The sequence below is a fragment of the Nocardia sp. 348MFTsu5.1 genome, assembly GCF_000383535.1.
GTDB lineage: Bacteria > Actinomycetota > Actinomycetes > Mycobacteriales > Mycobacteriaceae > Williamsia > Williamsia faeni.
In genome coordinates this window covers 166915-182254 of record NZ_KB911512.1, presented here as the reverse complement: position 1 = coordinate 182254, position 15340 = coordinate 166915, and the positions used below count along the sequence as shown (strand labels likewise).

The 15340-nt window shown below is 64.3% G+C and carries 11 protein-coding genes; all 11 read right to left on the bottom strand.

Annotation, left to right across the window (positions count from 1 at the left end):
- Positions 1 to 153: 153 nt before the first annotated feature.
- Positions 154 to 2052: a long-chain-fatty-acid--AMP ligase FadD32 gene (fadD32, locus tag H290_RS0109290; protein WP_020106524.1), complete on the bottom strand. Its 1899-nt coding sequence runs from the start codon at positions 2050 to 2052 to the stop codon at positions 154 to 156.
- 288 nt (positions 2053 to 2340) lie between these two features.
- On the bottom strand, positions 2341 to 3336 hold the full coding sequence (locus H290_RS0109285) for an LLM class F420-dependent oxidoreductase (protein WP_028462981.1): 996 nt from the start codon (positions 3334 to 3336) through the stop codon (positions 2341 to 2343).
- Between the two features lie 122 nt (positions 3337 to 3458).
- The gene (locus H290_RS0109280) at positions 3459 to 4439 is read right to left on the bottom strand and encodes a cutinase family protein (protein ID WP_020106522.1); all 981 of its coding nucleotides are present in this window, start codon (positions 4437 to 4439) and stop codon (positions 3459 to 3461) included.
- Positions 4440 to 4449: 10 nt separating this feature from the next.
- Positions 4450 to 4992, bottom strand: a complete 543-nt coding sequence (locus H290_RS0109275; RefSeq protein ID WP_020106521.1) for a DUF732 domain-containing protein — start codon at positions 4990 to 4992, stop codon at positions 4450 to 4452.
- Positions 4993 to 5084: 92 nt separating this feature from the next.
- Positions 5085 to 6932 carry an alpha/beta hydrolase-fold protein gene (locus H290_RS0109270; RefSeq protein ID WP_020106520.1) on the bottom strand — a complete coding sequence of 616 codons (1848 nt, stop codon included), beginning with the start codon at positions 6930 to 6932 and terminating at the stop codon, positions 5085 to 5087.
- Positions 6933 to 7182: 250 nt separating this feature from the next.
- A complete protein-coding gene (locus H290_RS0109265) occupies positions 7183 to 8154 on the bottom strand; it encodes an alpha/beta hydrolase family protein (protein ID WP_020106519.1) in 972 nt (323 codons plus the stop codon).
- A 395-nt stretch (positions 8155 to 8549) separates the two neighbouring features.
- The gene (gene zomB / locus H290_RS0109260; RefSeq protein WP_020106518.1) at positions 8550 to 10541 is read right to left on the bottom strand and encodes a flagellar motor control protein ZomB; all 1992 of its coding nucleotides are present in this window, start codon (positions 10539 to 10541) and stop codon (positions 8550 to 8552) included.
- Positions 10528 to 11454 (bottom strand): decaprenyl-phosphate phosphoribosyltransferase, encoded by a 927-nt coding sequence (locus H290_RS0109255; RefSeq protein ID WP_020106517.1) that lies wholly within the window; start codon positions 11452 to 11454, stop codon positions 10528 to 10530. Before H290_RS0109255 ends, zomB begins: the two co-directional genes overlap by 14 nt.
- The gene (locus tag H290_RS0109250; protein WP_028462979.1) at positions 11451 to 12044 is read right to left on the bottom strand and encodes a phosphatase PAP2 family protein; all 594 of its coding nucleotides are present in this window, start codon (positions 12042 to 12044) and stop codon (positions 11451 to 11453) included. The genes H290_RS0109255 and H290_RS0109250 overlap by 4 nt, the downstream gene beginning before the upstream one ends.
- Positions 12025 to 13959, bottom strand: a complete 1935-nt coding sequence (locus H290_RS0109245) for a glycosyltransferase (protein ID WP_020106515.1) — start codon at positions 13957 to 13959, stop codon at positions 12025 to 12027. The genes H290_RS0109250 and H290_RS0109245 overlap by 20 nt, the downstream gene beginning before the upstream one ends.
- Positions 13956 to 15176: a UDP-galactopyranose mutase gene (gene glf, locus H290_RS0109240; protein WP_020106514.1), complete on the bottom strand. Its 1221-nt coding sequence runs from the start codon at positions 15174 to 15176 to the stop codon at positions 13956 to 13958. The genes H290_RS0109245 and glf overlap by 4 nt, the downstream gene beginning before the upstream one ends.
- Positions 15177 to 15340: the final 164 nt, after the last annotated feature.

Sequence of the window (15340 nt, the reverse complement as noted above, 5' to 3'; positions counted from 1 at the left end):
TCGTCTCCCGGCACAGGGGTCGAGCTCCGCTCCGCTTCGTCTCCCGGCACAGGGGTCGAGCTCCGCTCCGCTTCGTCTCCCGGCACAGGGGTCGAGCTCCGCTCCGCTTCGTCTCCCGGCTCGTTATTCAGTTCAGGCATCGGGGATTCCAAACTATTGGTTCTCGATCGGCGCATCGGGGAACGCGGTCTGCTGGTAGCCACCACGCAGGGTCCCGTCGATGTACGCCGCCTTACATGCCCGTCGGGCGATCTTGCCGCTGGAGGTCCGCGGGATCGAACCCGCCGGGACCATCAGCACGTCGCGGGCCATCACGCCGTGGCGCTGGGCCACCGACGCGCGCACGGTGTCGGCAACTTCCTGTGGATCGACCTTCTTGCCCGGTCCACGCTCGCCCACGATGACCAACTGCTCCGAGGCATCATCGGCGTCGAACTTCAATCCGCTGGCGGAGTTCTCGAACACCACGTCGGGAAGCTCGTTGGCCGGCACGGCGAAGGCCGCCACGAATCCGGGGCGCAGCGCTCCGCTGGCTTCCTGGGCCGAGAACTCGAGGTCCTGCGGGTAGTGGTTGCGGCCGTCGACGATGACGAGGTCCTTGACGCGGCCGGTGATGTACAGCTCGTTCTCGTGCCAGACGCCGTAGTCGCCGGTCTTCATCCACTTGGCACCGTCCGGGGCGCCGACGCTGTGGCTGCCTTCCGTCAACGGGGTCGTCAGGAAGTTGTTGAAGGTTTCTTCGGTCTCTTCCGGGCGACCCCAGTAGCCGTGTCCGATGTTCATACCGTGCAACCAGATCTCACCGACATGCCCATCGGGCCGCTCGGTGGCGGTCTCCGAGTCGGCGATCACGGCCCACTGGCTCACCGAGACCTGCCCACACGACACCTGCGCCACCGCACCCGGTGCATCCTGGTCGACCAGCTTGAACTGACCGCGGTTGAGCTCATCTCGATCGACGTAGATGATCTTCGCCTCGTTGTCGCGCTTGGTCGACGAGACGAACAGCGTGGCCTCGGCCATGCCGTACGACGGCTTGATGGCCGTCTTCGGGAGGCCGTACGGGCCGAACGCGTCGTTGAACTTCTTCATCGAGCTGACCGTCACCGGCTCGCTGCCGTTGATCAGACCGATCACGTTGCTCAGGTCGATGTTCTCGCCGGCCTTGGGCAGACCGCGCGCGGCGGCGTGTTCGAAGGCGAAGTTGGGCGCCGCGGCGAAGGTGTCCGCACGGTCGGCCATGGCTGCCAGTTCCTGGATCCAGCGTCCCGGCCGGCGCACGAACGCCTGCGGGCTCATGATCGTGATGTATTTGCCACCCAGCGCCGGCAGGATCACCGTCAACAGACCCATGTCGTGGAACATCGGCAGCCAGGTCACACCACGCGAGTTGTGGTCGAACTCGATGGCATCGATCATCTGCAGCGCATTCGCGGCCACGGACTCATACGTGATGATCACGCCGGCCGGAATGCGCGTCGAACCCGACGTGTATTGCAGATACGCGGCATCGTGCAGCTTCGGGGTCGGACGGACCCAGGTCTCGCCGACCGAGTCGGGGACGGCGTCGATGGCGATGACACGGGGACGCTCTTTGGCGGGCAGCGGCTTGAAGAAGTCGCGCACTGCCTCGGCCGACTTCGTCGAGGTCAAGATCGCCGACGGCTTGCAGTCGGCCAGCACGGCCGTCAGCCGGTCGGTGTGGCCGGGCTCGTCCGGAGAGAACAGCGGGACCGCGATGTTGCCGGCGTAGAGCGCGCCGAAGAAGCCGATCACGTACTCGAGCGACTGGGGCGCAAGAATCGCCACCCGGTCACCCGGCTGGGTGACCTGCTGCAGCCGCGCGGCGATCGCACGCAGGCGCTTGCCGAACTGTGCCCACGTCAGGTCGATGGCCTCGCCGTCGCGCTCGCGGCTGTAATCCATGAACCGATACGCAAGGGTGTCGGCCTGCTCGGCGACATTGCGCTCCACGTAGTCGACCAGGGTTGCATCTTCGGTGAAGAACAGATTGCCGTTCTCGTCCAGAAACTGGTCAAACTCGTTGTTCATTCGCACTCCTGATAGCGGCCGGGGCGCCGGCCCAAATCGGGTCACCGTTGCTGTCGCGCTCCACCGGCGGCGTCATCGTTTCGGCCAAGTCGCCGAACACCGCCTCCGGATTCGTCTTCAACAGGGTTCCCTACTTTTCATGTCAAGCCAAATAGGACTCGAAGCCAAGGCGGTCCGAGCCAAACCTTTCATATAGTACCGGCGACAGTACTGGGCACCATCGCCGCGACACCCGGCTCTGCCGGATGACCGAAAGACAACCTACGCCACCGGGGGCGTGTCCCGCCTCTACTCCCCTTTGAGCAGCGGGATGATGGGTGCAAACGCATCCATCTGCGTCGGAAACACACCGACGTACGACATCGTGGTGCGGCGGCGCACCTCACGGATCTGGTCCGCGATCTGCTCGAACGATCCGAACGCCAGGTACGGCGACTGCAATATGTCCTCGACCGAGAGCTTCACATCCATCTCGATGTTCGGCGGATATCCCTGGTCAAGAGCGGCGAGTGCCATCTCTGCGGTCGCCTCGCGGTCATCGGTGATGACGATCGTGGCGATCGTCCAGTTCAGCTCGATCTCGTTGAACCGTTCACCGGCTGCCTGCCGGATCCGGTCGACACGTTCGACGGTTTTCTCCATCGTCATGTCCGAGAGCCGGAGCTTGCCGTCGGCGGTTGTTCCGGTGGCCACAGAGATGATGTCGGCGTGCTTGGCCGCCAATGCCAGCATCTTGGGGCCGCCACCGCCGACAGCGATCGGCGGACGGGGACCCTGCCGTGGCCGGGGGCTGCCGACGAGTCCCTTGATGTTGTAGAACTCACCCGAGAAATTGACCTCTTCGCCACGCAGCAGCCCGTCGAGGATGGTCAGCGCTTCGTCCAGGCGACGGATGCGGACGCCCGGCGACTCGAACTCGATGCCGGCTTTGTCGAACTCCTCTTTCATCCACCCCGCGCCGATACCGAGCTCGAGGCGTCCCTTCGACAGCACGTCGATGGTGGTGGCCTCCTTGGCCAGCAGAGCCGGATGGCGGTAGCCGTTGGCCAGCACGGAGGTCGCGAGCCGGATCCGGTCGGTGGCCTGGCTCAGCGCACCGAGTGCGGCGAGCGGACCGACCTGGTTGCCGAGGTGATCGGGCACTGCGAAGGTGTCGAAGCCGTACTCCTCGGCGGTCTGCGCGAGCTTGACGAACTTGCGGGCACCCCCCTCGTCGCGGTTGCCCTCGCCGCCGGCTCCGAACCGGAACTTACGCAGACCGGAGTCCGCCGCAGCTGAAGTCATCTCTTCTCCTACCTCATACGCATTGCCCGCGATCGTCGGCTGACCCGACATCCAGCGGTTCGGCAGTAGACGTTACTTCTGCGGCCAGGCGGTTCAAAATGGACCACGACCGGGAAAACGGACTATTCGTGTTTGGGGAACGGCGCCTCGTCGATGACTCCCCGCGCCCAGTCGGTCATCCACACCGTCGCCGGCTGACCGTTGTCACTCCAATGCACCGTCGTGTTGTACATCGCATGAACCGGATTGTTGATGGCACTCATCAATTTGTTTATGGCTGCGATGGGATTTGCGATCGTCGGCGCGTCACAGATCAGATCACCTGGCGCACAGAGGGAGTACGTACGGTCGGTGAGTTCACCGAAACCGCCGGGCCGTGGGCCCGTGAGAGTGATTCCCGGTATCGGCAAGATGTCGAGTGCGATCTCCGCACCGACCCCCGGCGGGTTGGGGCCGGCGTTCTGTGCCTGATTCGGCTCGCGCCGGCCATCGGCGATCAGACCCACCCCGAGAACCAGATCCTGCGCGACAGGACCCTGTCCATTGCCGATCTCACTCGCGATGTCGCCCACGATCACTGCACCCTGCGAAAAGCCCATCAGTACATAGTTGGTCAGCGCGCACTTCGCAGCGACCTCGGCGATCTTCGCACGGGTCCTCTCGGTGCCTTCGGCGCGCGAGACGTCGTAGTCGGCCTGCTTGTCCGCCAAGTTGGCCGGATTCCGGAACTCGGCAATGTACGGAACGGTGTAGACGTCCGCGCGGGACGCGTCGAACTCATTGGACAGCGGGGCAGATACCTTGAGCATCAAGGATTCCGGATTCGCGGTCGGGTTGTAGGGGTCGTCGTTGCTGTTCGACTCCCACGTACCGGGCACCACGATCACCTGCACATCCGGACAGTCCGCCGGTTGCGCTGTGGGTCGGGGAGCCGAACTCGACGGCGATTTCGTCGTCGGGCCTTGCGGCCCGCCCGGCTCTGGTTTGAGCAGATTGATGATCAGGATCACGACGAGTATCACCGCGATGATGCTCAGGATCCCCAGACCGAGGATGGCGAAGAGCAGCAGTCTGTTCCGCTTGCGTCTGTTGGGTGATGTCACAGTCGGCCGGTCAGCAGAACTTCAACTCGGCGGCCTTGATCACCTTGTCGGCGTCCGCGCTGGCCTTGGCCTCGTCGGTGGTTCCCGATCCCACGATCGGCACCACGAAGATCTTGACAGTCTCGGGAGGAGTGCCCTGCTTCTTCCCCTCACAGACGGTCTGGCCCGCACTGAGCGCAAGTGCGTTGTCAGGGTCGTTCGGGATCGAAACGCCCTGCCTTTTCAGCTCGGCCAGGTACGCCTCGGTCTTGTCGTCGGCGTCGACGCCGGCGGGAACCTCGGCCGAAGCGGGTCCGGTTGCCGGCAGGCCCTCGGTGTCGTCGGGCTGCGCCTTGCTCGTCACCTGAGTCGACGTCACCACAGACGACGGAGCGCTCTGGATCGCCGAGGGCTCCGCGCTGTAGGTGGTGCTCACCGGGCCACTGCTGGTGGTGCTCACCGCGCTGGTCGGTGCCGACGCGGTCGAGTCGTCATCACCGCACCCGGTGGCGAGCACTGCCGTCGCCAGCAGTGCTGCGCCCACGGTCACGGCCCGAATGATGTTGCCTGTCATGTCACTTCCTTGTCCAACGCCCTCGCGGGAGCGTCGCTCTGCAGTCTGGTGCCCGAAGGCCTCCGCCAGGCTACCCAAACGACCTGAGGGAATTATTTGACCGTGACGACACCGTTGACGTTCTCGATGGAACCGCCCTCGAAACGAACCCTGGTGCCACCGGTGATCGGCTCCACATCGCTGACGGGGTAGCCGAGCTTGCCGTTCTCGTAGCCGGCAGTGCCCCACGCATCGAAGATCGGGCCGGGCGGGATGGCGTAGGCACCCTTGGCCGGGGTCCAGTAGATGTTGCCGCCGTCAAATGCGGTGAGCTTGCCTCCGGCCTTGAGACTGATCTCGTTGGTCGTCGGGAAACCCAGCCAGCCGCCTTCGTATCCGAGCGCGGCGTACTTCTCGAAGATCTTGCCCTGCACAGAATGAGCGCCGTTGGTGGAATTCCAGTAATACGAACCGATCTGGAAATCCTGTACGCGTCCCTTGTCGCCCGGGGTGTTGTGCTCGTCCCCCGTCGGGTACTTCAGGGAGCCGGTCTCGTATCCGTTCTTGCCCCAATCGGCCAGGATGGCGCCGCCGACGGGATGGGCGCCGGTCGCCACGGTCCAGTAGATGTTGCCGTTCTGGAAGCGGTTGAAGCGGCCGATCTTGTCCGGGGTACCCAGCTCGCCACTGGTCGGGAATCCGAGCCAGCCGCCGGGACCGCCTGCGGCCACGTACGCGCCGCCGATGCCGCCACCGACAACCTGGGCTCCGGTCTTGGCCGACCAGATGATCCGGCCGCCACGGAAATCCTGAGCGCGACCACCGGGCACGTCGTACTCCGGGGTGAGGCACTCACCGAGCGACTTGTTCGCTTGGTAGACCGGCGCGATCGCACCACTGGTGCTGCATGCGGGCCGGTCGGTAGCGAGACCGAGAGCTCCGGCCGCCTGCGGCCACGCCTGCTCCATCTCGAACTGCCAGTAGGGCCACGTGTGGGTTCCGGAGTCACGGTAGACGGCCTGCGCGCGGACCCCGAGCTGGTTGAGGCGGCTCGCGAACTGCTGCGAGGTCACCCGAGAGAGCACTTCGAGGCCGACGCCCGCGTAGTTGGTGGCCAGGTACGGGATGGTCGAGACGGTGTCGTACTGGCCGACCAGTCCGTTGCCCGACGACACATAGAGGCTGGTGCCGGCCAATTTGTCGGCAAGGAGGTACGGGTCGTGCTCTTTCCAGGCCGGATCTGTCGGCGGACCGTACATCTTCGATGCGTCGTAGCCGCCGGCATCGTTCAACGCGAACTGGACTGCCTGGGGCATACCGAACGAGCTGAGCTGCAGGATGCCGGAAAACGATGCGGCGAACTTGAAGAAGCCGGGGTTCCGTGCGGCGAGCATCATCGCGGCCGAGCCGCCCATGGACAGACCTTCGACACCTCGGACGTCCGACGAGCGCCACTGGGACGCGAGGAGCGGTGGCAGTTCCTTCGTGAGGAAGGTCTCCCACTTGTAGTTCTTGCCGTTGTTCGGCTCTTTCCAGTCGGTGTAGAAACTGGACTCGCCGCCGACCGGCAGGACGACGTTGACGTTCTTGTCCTTGTAGAAGTCCTCGACGTTGGTGTTGATGATCCAGCCGTTCTGGTCTTCCTGCGCCCGCAGACCGTCCAGCATGTACATCTGCGGGAACGTGTTCGACGGCCGGAAGTTCCAGTCACGCGCCAGCAGCAACTGCACCTGGATGTTGGTGCCCATCGCCGGCGAGTACACCCACATCGCGACACGACGGTCGGAGTACCAGAAAGTGTTGGTGATCTTGACGCCGGGAACCGCCGCGGGAGCGCTGTAGACCGGGCCAGGCGCCGCATGGACAGGCGCGGCGGCCACGGTCGACGTTCCCAGCACCGTGGACACTGCCACCGCGCCGGCCATCAGTCCCAGTGCACCGCGCACAAATCTCTGCCGCATGTACCTCTACTCCTCAAGTCACGATCAATCCAGATATCCGGTCGAGATCCGTCTCCGAATCGCAGGTCGAGCTCCGCTGCGCTTCGCCTCCGAACTCCCCATCGAGGTCCGCTGCACTTGGTCTTCACAACGGGGGCAGACAAAAAAACAGAACGCCCTACGTGTTTCTTACACGTAGGACGTCCTGTTTTGAGGTTGCCACACCTGTTACTGGTGTGATTTTTGTGACTAGTGAGTCACGGCGAACTGCTTAGCGGAACCATCCCTGGTTCAGCGCCCGCCACATCATGTCCTGCCAGTAGCCCCACATGTGGGTACCGGACGGCGGGTAGTCGGTGGTGATCGCAACACCGTTGACGAGTGCCTGCACCTCGAACGCGCGGGTCTGGGCCAGCGACAGCCACTCGAGCGGCACGCCCTGCACGATCTCGACCGGACCCTGGCCGGCGTTGTAGCCGCCGAGTCCACCGTTGCCTGAGGCGACACGAACCTTCAGTCCGTGCATCTTGTTGATCTGCACAAACGGGTCGTTGTCGTACCAGCGGGTGCTCCACGGAGCGCCCCACATGCTGTCGGCGTTCCACGGTCCACCATCAGCGTCGAGGAGAGCGACACGGATGGCCGACTTCATGCCCGGAGCCGACAGGTTCAGGTAACCCGACATCGAGAAGGTGTGCGAGAAGTTCTGCTTGTTGTTCGCGCCGATGACGAGTGCCGCGTTGCCGCCCATCGAGAGACCGGCGATTGCGTACTTGCCCGAAGGACCACGCAGACCCCGGGCATCCATCCCGGCGATCAGCGACCTCGAGATCACGCAGTTCCAGCGGTAGGCGTAGGGCTGGCCGTTGAAGTTGTTGGGCGCGTCCCAGTCGCTGTAGAAGCTGGCGGTTCCGCCGACCGGCATGACCACGTTGACGCCGCGGTCGACCATGTTCTGCACGTTGGTCTCGTGTTCCCAGCCGCTGATGTCGGTGGTCGCACGCAGGCCGTCGAGGAGGACAACCGTCTTGTAGTTGCCCGGCCTGCTCCACGAGCGGACCTTGACATCGGGCATGCCACAACCGTTGACGGACCACTGCGAAAAGCCCGTGCCGGTGCCAAAGGCGGCGGCGGTGCCGGTGCCGGCGACAACGCCGACTCCCGCAATGGTCGCCACAGCGGCGAAGGCAGCGACGAATCGCTTACCGAATCCCGCTCGCCCGAAAGGCTTGCGTACGCGCATCGAATACAACTCTCTTTCTGTCCAGTGCCCCAGCCATTGGCTGTCACACCTCGAAATCAATAGGCCACGAGGACGCCCCGACCTCAGGTACCTCAGCTGTCACACAGCTTCGCCACACCAGGGTCCCGCACTCCGGCAACGAACGGAGCCTATTTGATCGGTCCGAACCTGACAAACCCTGTGATCTGATTCACTGTGCTCCAAACCGACCTCGACAACCTGGCCAAATCCAGGCTCCCCATCACTATCGGGCCAGCAACACGCGGTGTTACACATTCGAGACCTTGGTTCAGGAGACGGTCGCCGTCCCGTCATTCACCCTGGTCCGACGCGTGCATTCACAGGTTTCTATCAGGAAACACACCGGCGCGCCCACAGGATTTGGTCGTGAATGGTCAAGGTACCGGCTCCGGGATCGGCAGGTTGCACCGCTGGAGTTCGTACAGCGGATTCCGGTCGATCCGATACGAGGTGAATCCGACCGCCTGACGGAGGTTGTGCCGGAAGCGCTCGAAGGTCCAGGGGGCCGAGTACGACGCGATCAGATCCTGCGTCGGTTTACAGGTGAGTGCCACCTGCGCCTGCTTCACGCCGTCCTGATCGATGAAGGGCGGCAGCACCGGGTACCTCGGGAAGGCGCCCGATTCGGCGACCACCCATTCCGGGTCCAGGTCCTTGTCATGACCGATCCGGCCGTCCGTCAGACGATCGGAGTGCGCGGCAATCGGGTAGGCCAACCCCATCTGGTCGATGACCCGGACATCCAGCGGCGCGTTCATGCTGGTCATACCGAGGTTCAGGTAGAACACCGACAGCTGTTTCGCAACACCTTCCGGTGGTGGAACCGGCAGAGGATCGAAGTACCACTCGTCGTAATTCGGCGAGGGCAGCAGCACACCGCCGGTGTCCTGGTGTTCGGCGATCGATTCGACCATCGCCCGGACCCTCGGATAGCCCAGGTAGTCCTCGGCGGTGATCGGGTGTTCGATACCGATGTTCTGTATGTAATAGCGCCGCTCGTCGACGATGCCACCGCGACCGATCTCGGTGCCGTTTGTCATGCCCGCGACCGACGAGGTCGAGATCGCCCACACCACCGTGGTCACCCAGAGCCCGGTCATCACACCGGCACCGATCCAGCCGGCGAGCTGGTCGCGGGCCGGCCCGGTCGGGATGGTGATCGGTATGACCATCACCGGCAGCATCAGCAGGAACAGCGGCACCAGCAGGACGCGGGCGTGCATGAAGTCGCCACCTTGCCGGACCCAGTAGAACGCCTCGATCAGTCCGGTGACGACGATCAGCGCGACCACGGCGGACGGCGTCTGCAGCCGGCGGCTGAACGCGCCGGCGCGCGCACCGAGGCCGGAGCCTTTGCGCAAGTCGATGGGCCCGGTGGCCGCAGCGTCGGCGGCGGTGGCGATCTGGCGACGGCGCAGGTACCAGGTGACGGCGGCGGCGACCACCGCAACGATGAGCGGAAGCAGCAGGAGATAAGGGCTGAACATGTTGCCGAGGTAGCGGAAGCCCTGCTCGAACTTGGACCCGCTGGCGTCTTTGGCCACGGCGGTGTTGGGGACCAGCAGACCGTAGTAGCCCATCCGGAAGATCTGGTAGAGCACCGGGACGGTGCCGGCCGCCGCCGCAAACGCGAGCCGCATCCGCCACGTCATCGGTGCGCACACCACCAGAAGCAGGGCGCAGCCACCGACGAGTGTCAGTTCGGGACGGATCAGCGGCGCGAGTCCGGCCGTGAATCCGAGCAACAGTGTGGTGATGGTCTGTGTGCGGTCGAGGCGTCCGGTCGACGTCTCGCGCTGACTCCACGCGACCAGCTGGCACCAGAGCAGTGCCGCCCAGAAGATGCAGAGCGACACCTCCAGACCGCTGGTGGCGAAGTCGCGGGCCGGGGGCAGGGCGATGTAGACGAGTGCACCGAGCGGGAGCAGCAACATCGCGCCCCGGTTGACCGGGCCGACTCCCTTGTCGATGCGGTACAGGCGTCCGGTGCCGTACATGGCCAGCGGGACCGCCGCGATCGACAAGACGAGCGCAATCCACAACACGACGTACTCGGTCTGGCCGCCGGTGACCCAACTCCAGAACCAGATCAGGTAGGTCCACACGGTCGAGGTGTTCGCCTCGACCCGCTCCCCCTTGTTGAACACCGGCCCGTTCCCGGCCAGGAGGTTGCGAACCGTCCGCAGAACGATCAGTCCGTCGTCGGCGATCCAGCGTCGTTGCCAGGCTCCGTAGCCGAACATCACGGCGACAACGACCGCGCTGATCGCCAGCGAGGTCGTTGCCGGATCTATCCTGCGACCGAATACCTGTGGCCGCGCTGATGGTCGCTGTTCAACGATTGGCCGCTGTTCAACTGATGGCATAGACCGCGACACCCACGCATACTAACCAGGCAATGGCCAGCAGCTGGAGAACACGGTCACCGAGCGCGATTTCTTCGGGTTCGCCCGCTTGACCACCGTCAACATCCACGGCGTAGCGAAGGATTGCGATGGTGAACGGCACCATCGACAGGGCATACCAAACGTTGTCACTGTGTCCGCCGTCGGTGTCGAAGGCCCACATGCCGTAGCAGAGCACCACGGCAGTTGCCGACAACGTCCAGACGAACCGCAGGTAGGTCGTCGTGTAGTACTCGAGGCTCTTGCGGATCTTGGCACCGGTGCGCTCGACCAGCTGGAGCTCGGCGTATCGCTTGCCGGCCGCCATGAACAGCGACCCGAAGGTCATCACCAGCAGGAACCACTTCGACAGACCGTCCGGCAGTTCGGCCGCCACGCCACCGGCGATGGCGCGCAGAAGGAAGCCGGACGACACGATGCAGATGTCGATGACTGGCTCGTGCTTGAGTCCGAAGCAATAGCCGAGCTGGATCACGAAGTAGACGCCGATGACGACCGCCAGCTGCCAGTTCGCGAGGAACGAGATCCCGATGGATGCCACAGCCAGCACAGCTGCCAGCGCAAACGCCATCGGAACCGGGACCACACCGGCCGCGATCGGACGGAACCGCTTGGTCGGGTGATTGCGATCGGCCTCGACATCGAGCGCGTCGTTGATCAGGTAGACGCTCGACGCGATCAGGCAGAACGCGACAAAAGCAATCCCGGTCCGTACCAGGACGTCGCCTTCGTCGACCGCCCCCGCGGCGAGCGGTGCCGCCAGCACCAGGAGGTTCTTGACCCACTGCCGTGGCCTGACCGCCTTGACCAGGCCCGTTGCCAAATTCTTCGGCGGACCACGCAACGCGCCGTGCTCGATCGGCTCCTCGCTCACTGCACTCCTCGGTTCTCGGTTCGGATCAGTCTTTCACCCGTGGTCATCACGGCCGCACAGGTGGCACCGATCAGCGCCCCACCGATCACGTCGGTCGGGTAGTGAACGCCCAGGACCAATCGTGACAACAGCATCGGCGGCACGATGACCGCCGGTAGCGCCGCGACCGGCAGACCCGCGGCCCGGCCGAGCAGAATCGCGGCCGCGGTCGTCGATGTCGCGTGACTCGACGGGAAGCTCAGCTTGCTGGGTGTGCCGACTCCGACTTTCACCCGGGGGTCGTTCGGGCGGCGACGCCGGACCACTCGTTTGATGATCACCGAGGCGGCGTGGGCACCGAACGCCCCGACCCCGGCGGCAATCCACATGTCCCGGTTCGGCTTGTCACCCCGGGCCTGCGCGATCGCTCCGCCGACGGCGGCGAGACCGAGCCAGCCCAGAGAGTGTTCACCGAAATGCGACAATCCCCGGGCAGCGGACAACGCTCCCGGTTTGCCGGTCAGCACACTCTGGATATCGACCAGGATCTTGGTCTCGCCACGCAACGGTCCGATGGAAATCTGGGCACCCTCAATCGATTCCGAAGACACGCTCCCAGCTTTCTGTACTGGTCAGGTCCGCATGCGCGGATCGGTAGGTTTCTCGCATCTCCGGGAAGCGGGCGCGCAGTTCCTTGATCAGGGCGGCCGATTCCTTGGCCAGCTCGATCATCTTGTCGCGATCCCGTTGCCGGTAGACAACTCCGCGGCCGTCGGCGGTGGTCACCGTGACCCCGTCGACCCGGCCCAGGCTGAACCAACGTGCCTGCAGTGGCGGGTAGTTGGCCTGCGGAACCTCGTGATGACGCGGATCTGCCGGCTTGATGTTGTTGACGATGCTCGCGCCGAGGATCCGAATCTTCGAGATGGGGTTCGAGGGGACATTCATCCCGAAACCTGTTGCCTCACCGGTGGTCCGGGGCAGCTCGGTGGCAGATGGCAGGACCACCGCATCCGGGTACTGCTTACGCATGGCCGCGATCTTCGGCAGCGCCGTGGGCAGCAGGTCGCGCACGTGGTCCGGTCCGGCCAGGAAGTCGCGGATGGCTTCGTTCTGGATCGCCACCGTCGAATATTCAAGGCAGAGAAGGTGTTTGGCGGTGGCCTTGACCATCGACTTCAAGATTCCGGAGATCGATCCGTCGTGGTGGATCGAAGCGACCACCAGCCGGTTCCGGAGGTGGAAGTACGCCTGCCAGTCGATGGCGTCGTCCTTGTCGCTCCAGGCCATGTGCCAGATCGCGATGCCCGGGATCGTCGCGGTCGGATAGCCGGCCTTGCCGGCACGCAGCGCGTACTCCCAGTCGTCCCACTTGATGAACAGCGGCATCGGCAGGCCGATCTTTTCCGCGGCCTCCCGCGGGATCATGCACATCCACCAGCCGTTGCCGTCGACGTCGATCCGGCGATGCAGGTTCTGCGAGTTCTCGCGGTCCCGCAGCGGGTATTCGGCGAAGTCGTGGTCGTATTCGACGTAGGGCGCACTGGTCCACATGAAGTTTGCGCGGTCGATGACCTCACCCATGCAATGCAGGTGACTGCGGTCCTGCAGATTGAGCATCTGTCCGCCGACGAGCATGGGCGACTTGGCAAATCGCGACAGCGCCAGCGCGCGCAGGATCGAATCCGGCTCGATGCTGATGTCGTCGTCCATGTAGAGGACGTACGGGCTGTCGGTCTGCTTGAGCGCTTCGTACATGATTCGCGAATAGCCGCCCGAGCCACCGAGGTTGCCCTGCTTGAACATGTGCAACCGGTCGCCCAGTGCGGCCGCGGCCTCGGCGTAGCCGGGCTCTTCCTTGACGAGCTTGGTGCCCTGATCGGGCATCATCACCGCGTCGATGACCTCGTCGACGAGCGGGTCGGAAGTCAAGGCGCGCAGCGCATTCACCGCATCGGTGGGACGGTTGAACGTCGGGATGCCGACGGTCACCCGCTTGGTCTCGGGACCGGTCGGCGCGTCGATCGGGGCGTACCACCCTGCCGAACGCACCTCGACGTCGGTGTCGGTGGTGATGTCGAACCAGATCCAGCCACCGTCTTCGAACGGCTCGAGGCCGACCTCGAACTCGATGAGCCCGTTGCCGTTGTCGTCGATCGGTACGAGATTGCCGTCGACGGCGATTCGCGAACCGTCGATCTTCGAGCGGTAGACGTCCACGCGGCAGGCGCCGGTGACTTCAATTCTCAGGACAACGGACTTCAAGATGCTCCAACGCCGCCAATACGACGCGGCGAAGGCATTGAAGTAGGTCAGGAAGCTCACCTCGGACTCGGCACCGAGCAGCACCGAGGTCCGCGACGGCGCATGCGCACGTCGGGCGTTGTTGTCGGACTCCACCAGGTACAGGGCCCGGACGTCCAGCGGTTCGCCCTGACGCGGCAGGATCACACGCTGCAGCAGGGTTTTTGCCGCGCCGAAGGCTTGCGGACTCTGCGACTGTTGCGCCTCGGTCGTCACTGTCACTGTTCCACCTCTGTGGCCAGCGCCGCCCCGGACTGCAGGTGCGGCGCCAGCGTGTTCTCGTACATCGTCAGGGCACTGGCGATGGCCATGTGCATGTCCAGATACTGATAGGTCCCCAGCCGGCCACCGAACAGCACCTTCGCCGAGGCGGTCTCGGCCTTGGCGCGCGCCCGATAAGCATTGAGCTTCTCGCGGTCCTCGGGTGTGTTGATCGGGTAGTACGGCTCATCGCCGTTCTCGGCGAAACGGCTGTATTCACGCATGATGACCGTCTTGTCGGTCGGGTACTCCCGCTCGGGATGGAAGTGCCGGAACTCGTGGATGCGGGTGTACGGCACGTCCGCATCGTTGTAGTTCATCACCGGGGTTCCCTGGAAATCGCCGGTCTCGAGGACCTCGGTCTCGAAATCCAGTGTCCGCCAGCCGAGTTCACCGTCGGCGTAGTCGAAGTAGCGGTCGAGTGGTCCGGTGTAGACCACGGGCGCGTCCGGGCTCGCTGCCCGCAACTCGTCACGGACGTCGAACCAATCGGTGTCCAGGCGCACGTCGATCAGGTCGCCGGCCGCCATGTTCTCGAGCCAGGCGGTGTACCCGCCGGTCGGCAGACCCTCGTAGGTGTCGTTGAAGTAGCGGTTGTCGAAGTTGTAGCGCACCGGGAGCCGGGCGATGTTCGCCGCCGGCAGCTCCTTGGGGTCGGTCTGCCACTGCTTGGCCGTGTAGTGCTTCACGAACGCCTCGTACAGCGGGCGGCCGATCAGGCTGATGGCCTTCTCTTCGAGGTTCGCGGCCTCGGCCGTGTCGATCTCGCTGGATTGCTCCTTGATCAGCGCGCGGGCCTCGTCCGGCGTGAAGTAGCGGCCGAAGAACTGCGAGACCAGTCCGAGTCCCATCGGGAACTGGTAGGCCTGTCCCTGGTACATCGCAAAGACGCGGTGCTGATACCCGGTGAAGTCGGTGAACCTGTTGACGTAGTCCCAGACCTTCTTGTTGGACGTGTGGAACAGATGTGCGCCGTACTTGTGGACCTCGATCCCGGTGGTGGGTTCGGGTTCGGAGTACGCATTGCCGCCGAGATGGTTGCGCCGGTCGATGACCAGGACGCGCTTACCGAGCTCGGTGGCCACCCGTTCTGCAACAGTCAGTCCGTAAAAGCCCGATCCGACCACAAAGAGGTCGTAGCCGGACACGGCATCAGGGCTGGATTTGTCGGGGGTCACGGGTGTTCAGGGTAACCGAACGGGAGAACTACTCCGATTCGCCGGGCACGTACACCCGCAAACACATCGCGACCATGCGGGAACATTTAGGGGTCGAGGACACTCCTATTACTGACAAACCGGCGACCCATCACCACCAGGGACGCATCCTCAACCCAGGAGAA

Bases quoted from the DNA above. Each gene is read 5' to 3' on its own strand.
- fadD32 (WP_020106524.1), bottom strand. From the start codon at position 2,052: ATGAACAACGAGTTTGACCAGTTTCTGGACGAGAACGGCAATCTGTTC.
- H290_RS0109285 (WP_028462981.1), bottom strand. From the start codon at position 3,336: ATGACTTCAGCTGCGGCGGACTCCGGTCTGCGTAAGTTCCGGTTCGGA.
- H290_RS0109275 (WP_020106521.1), bottom strand. From the start codon at position 4,992: ATGACAGGCAACATCATTCGGGCCGTGACCGTGGGCGCAGCACTGCTG.
- H290_RS0109270 (WP_020106520.1), bottom strand. From the start codon at position 6,932: ATGCGGCAGAGATTTGTGCGCGGTGCACTGGGACTGATGGCCGGCGCG.
- H290_RS0109265 (WP_020106519.1), bottom strand. From the start codon at position 8,154: ATGCGCGTACGCAAGCCTTTCGGGCGAGCGGGATTCGGTAAGCGATTC.
- zomB (WP_020106518.1), bottom strand. From the start codon at position 10,541: ATGCCATCAGTTGAACAGCGGCCAATCGTTGAACAGCGACCATCAGCG.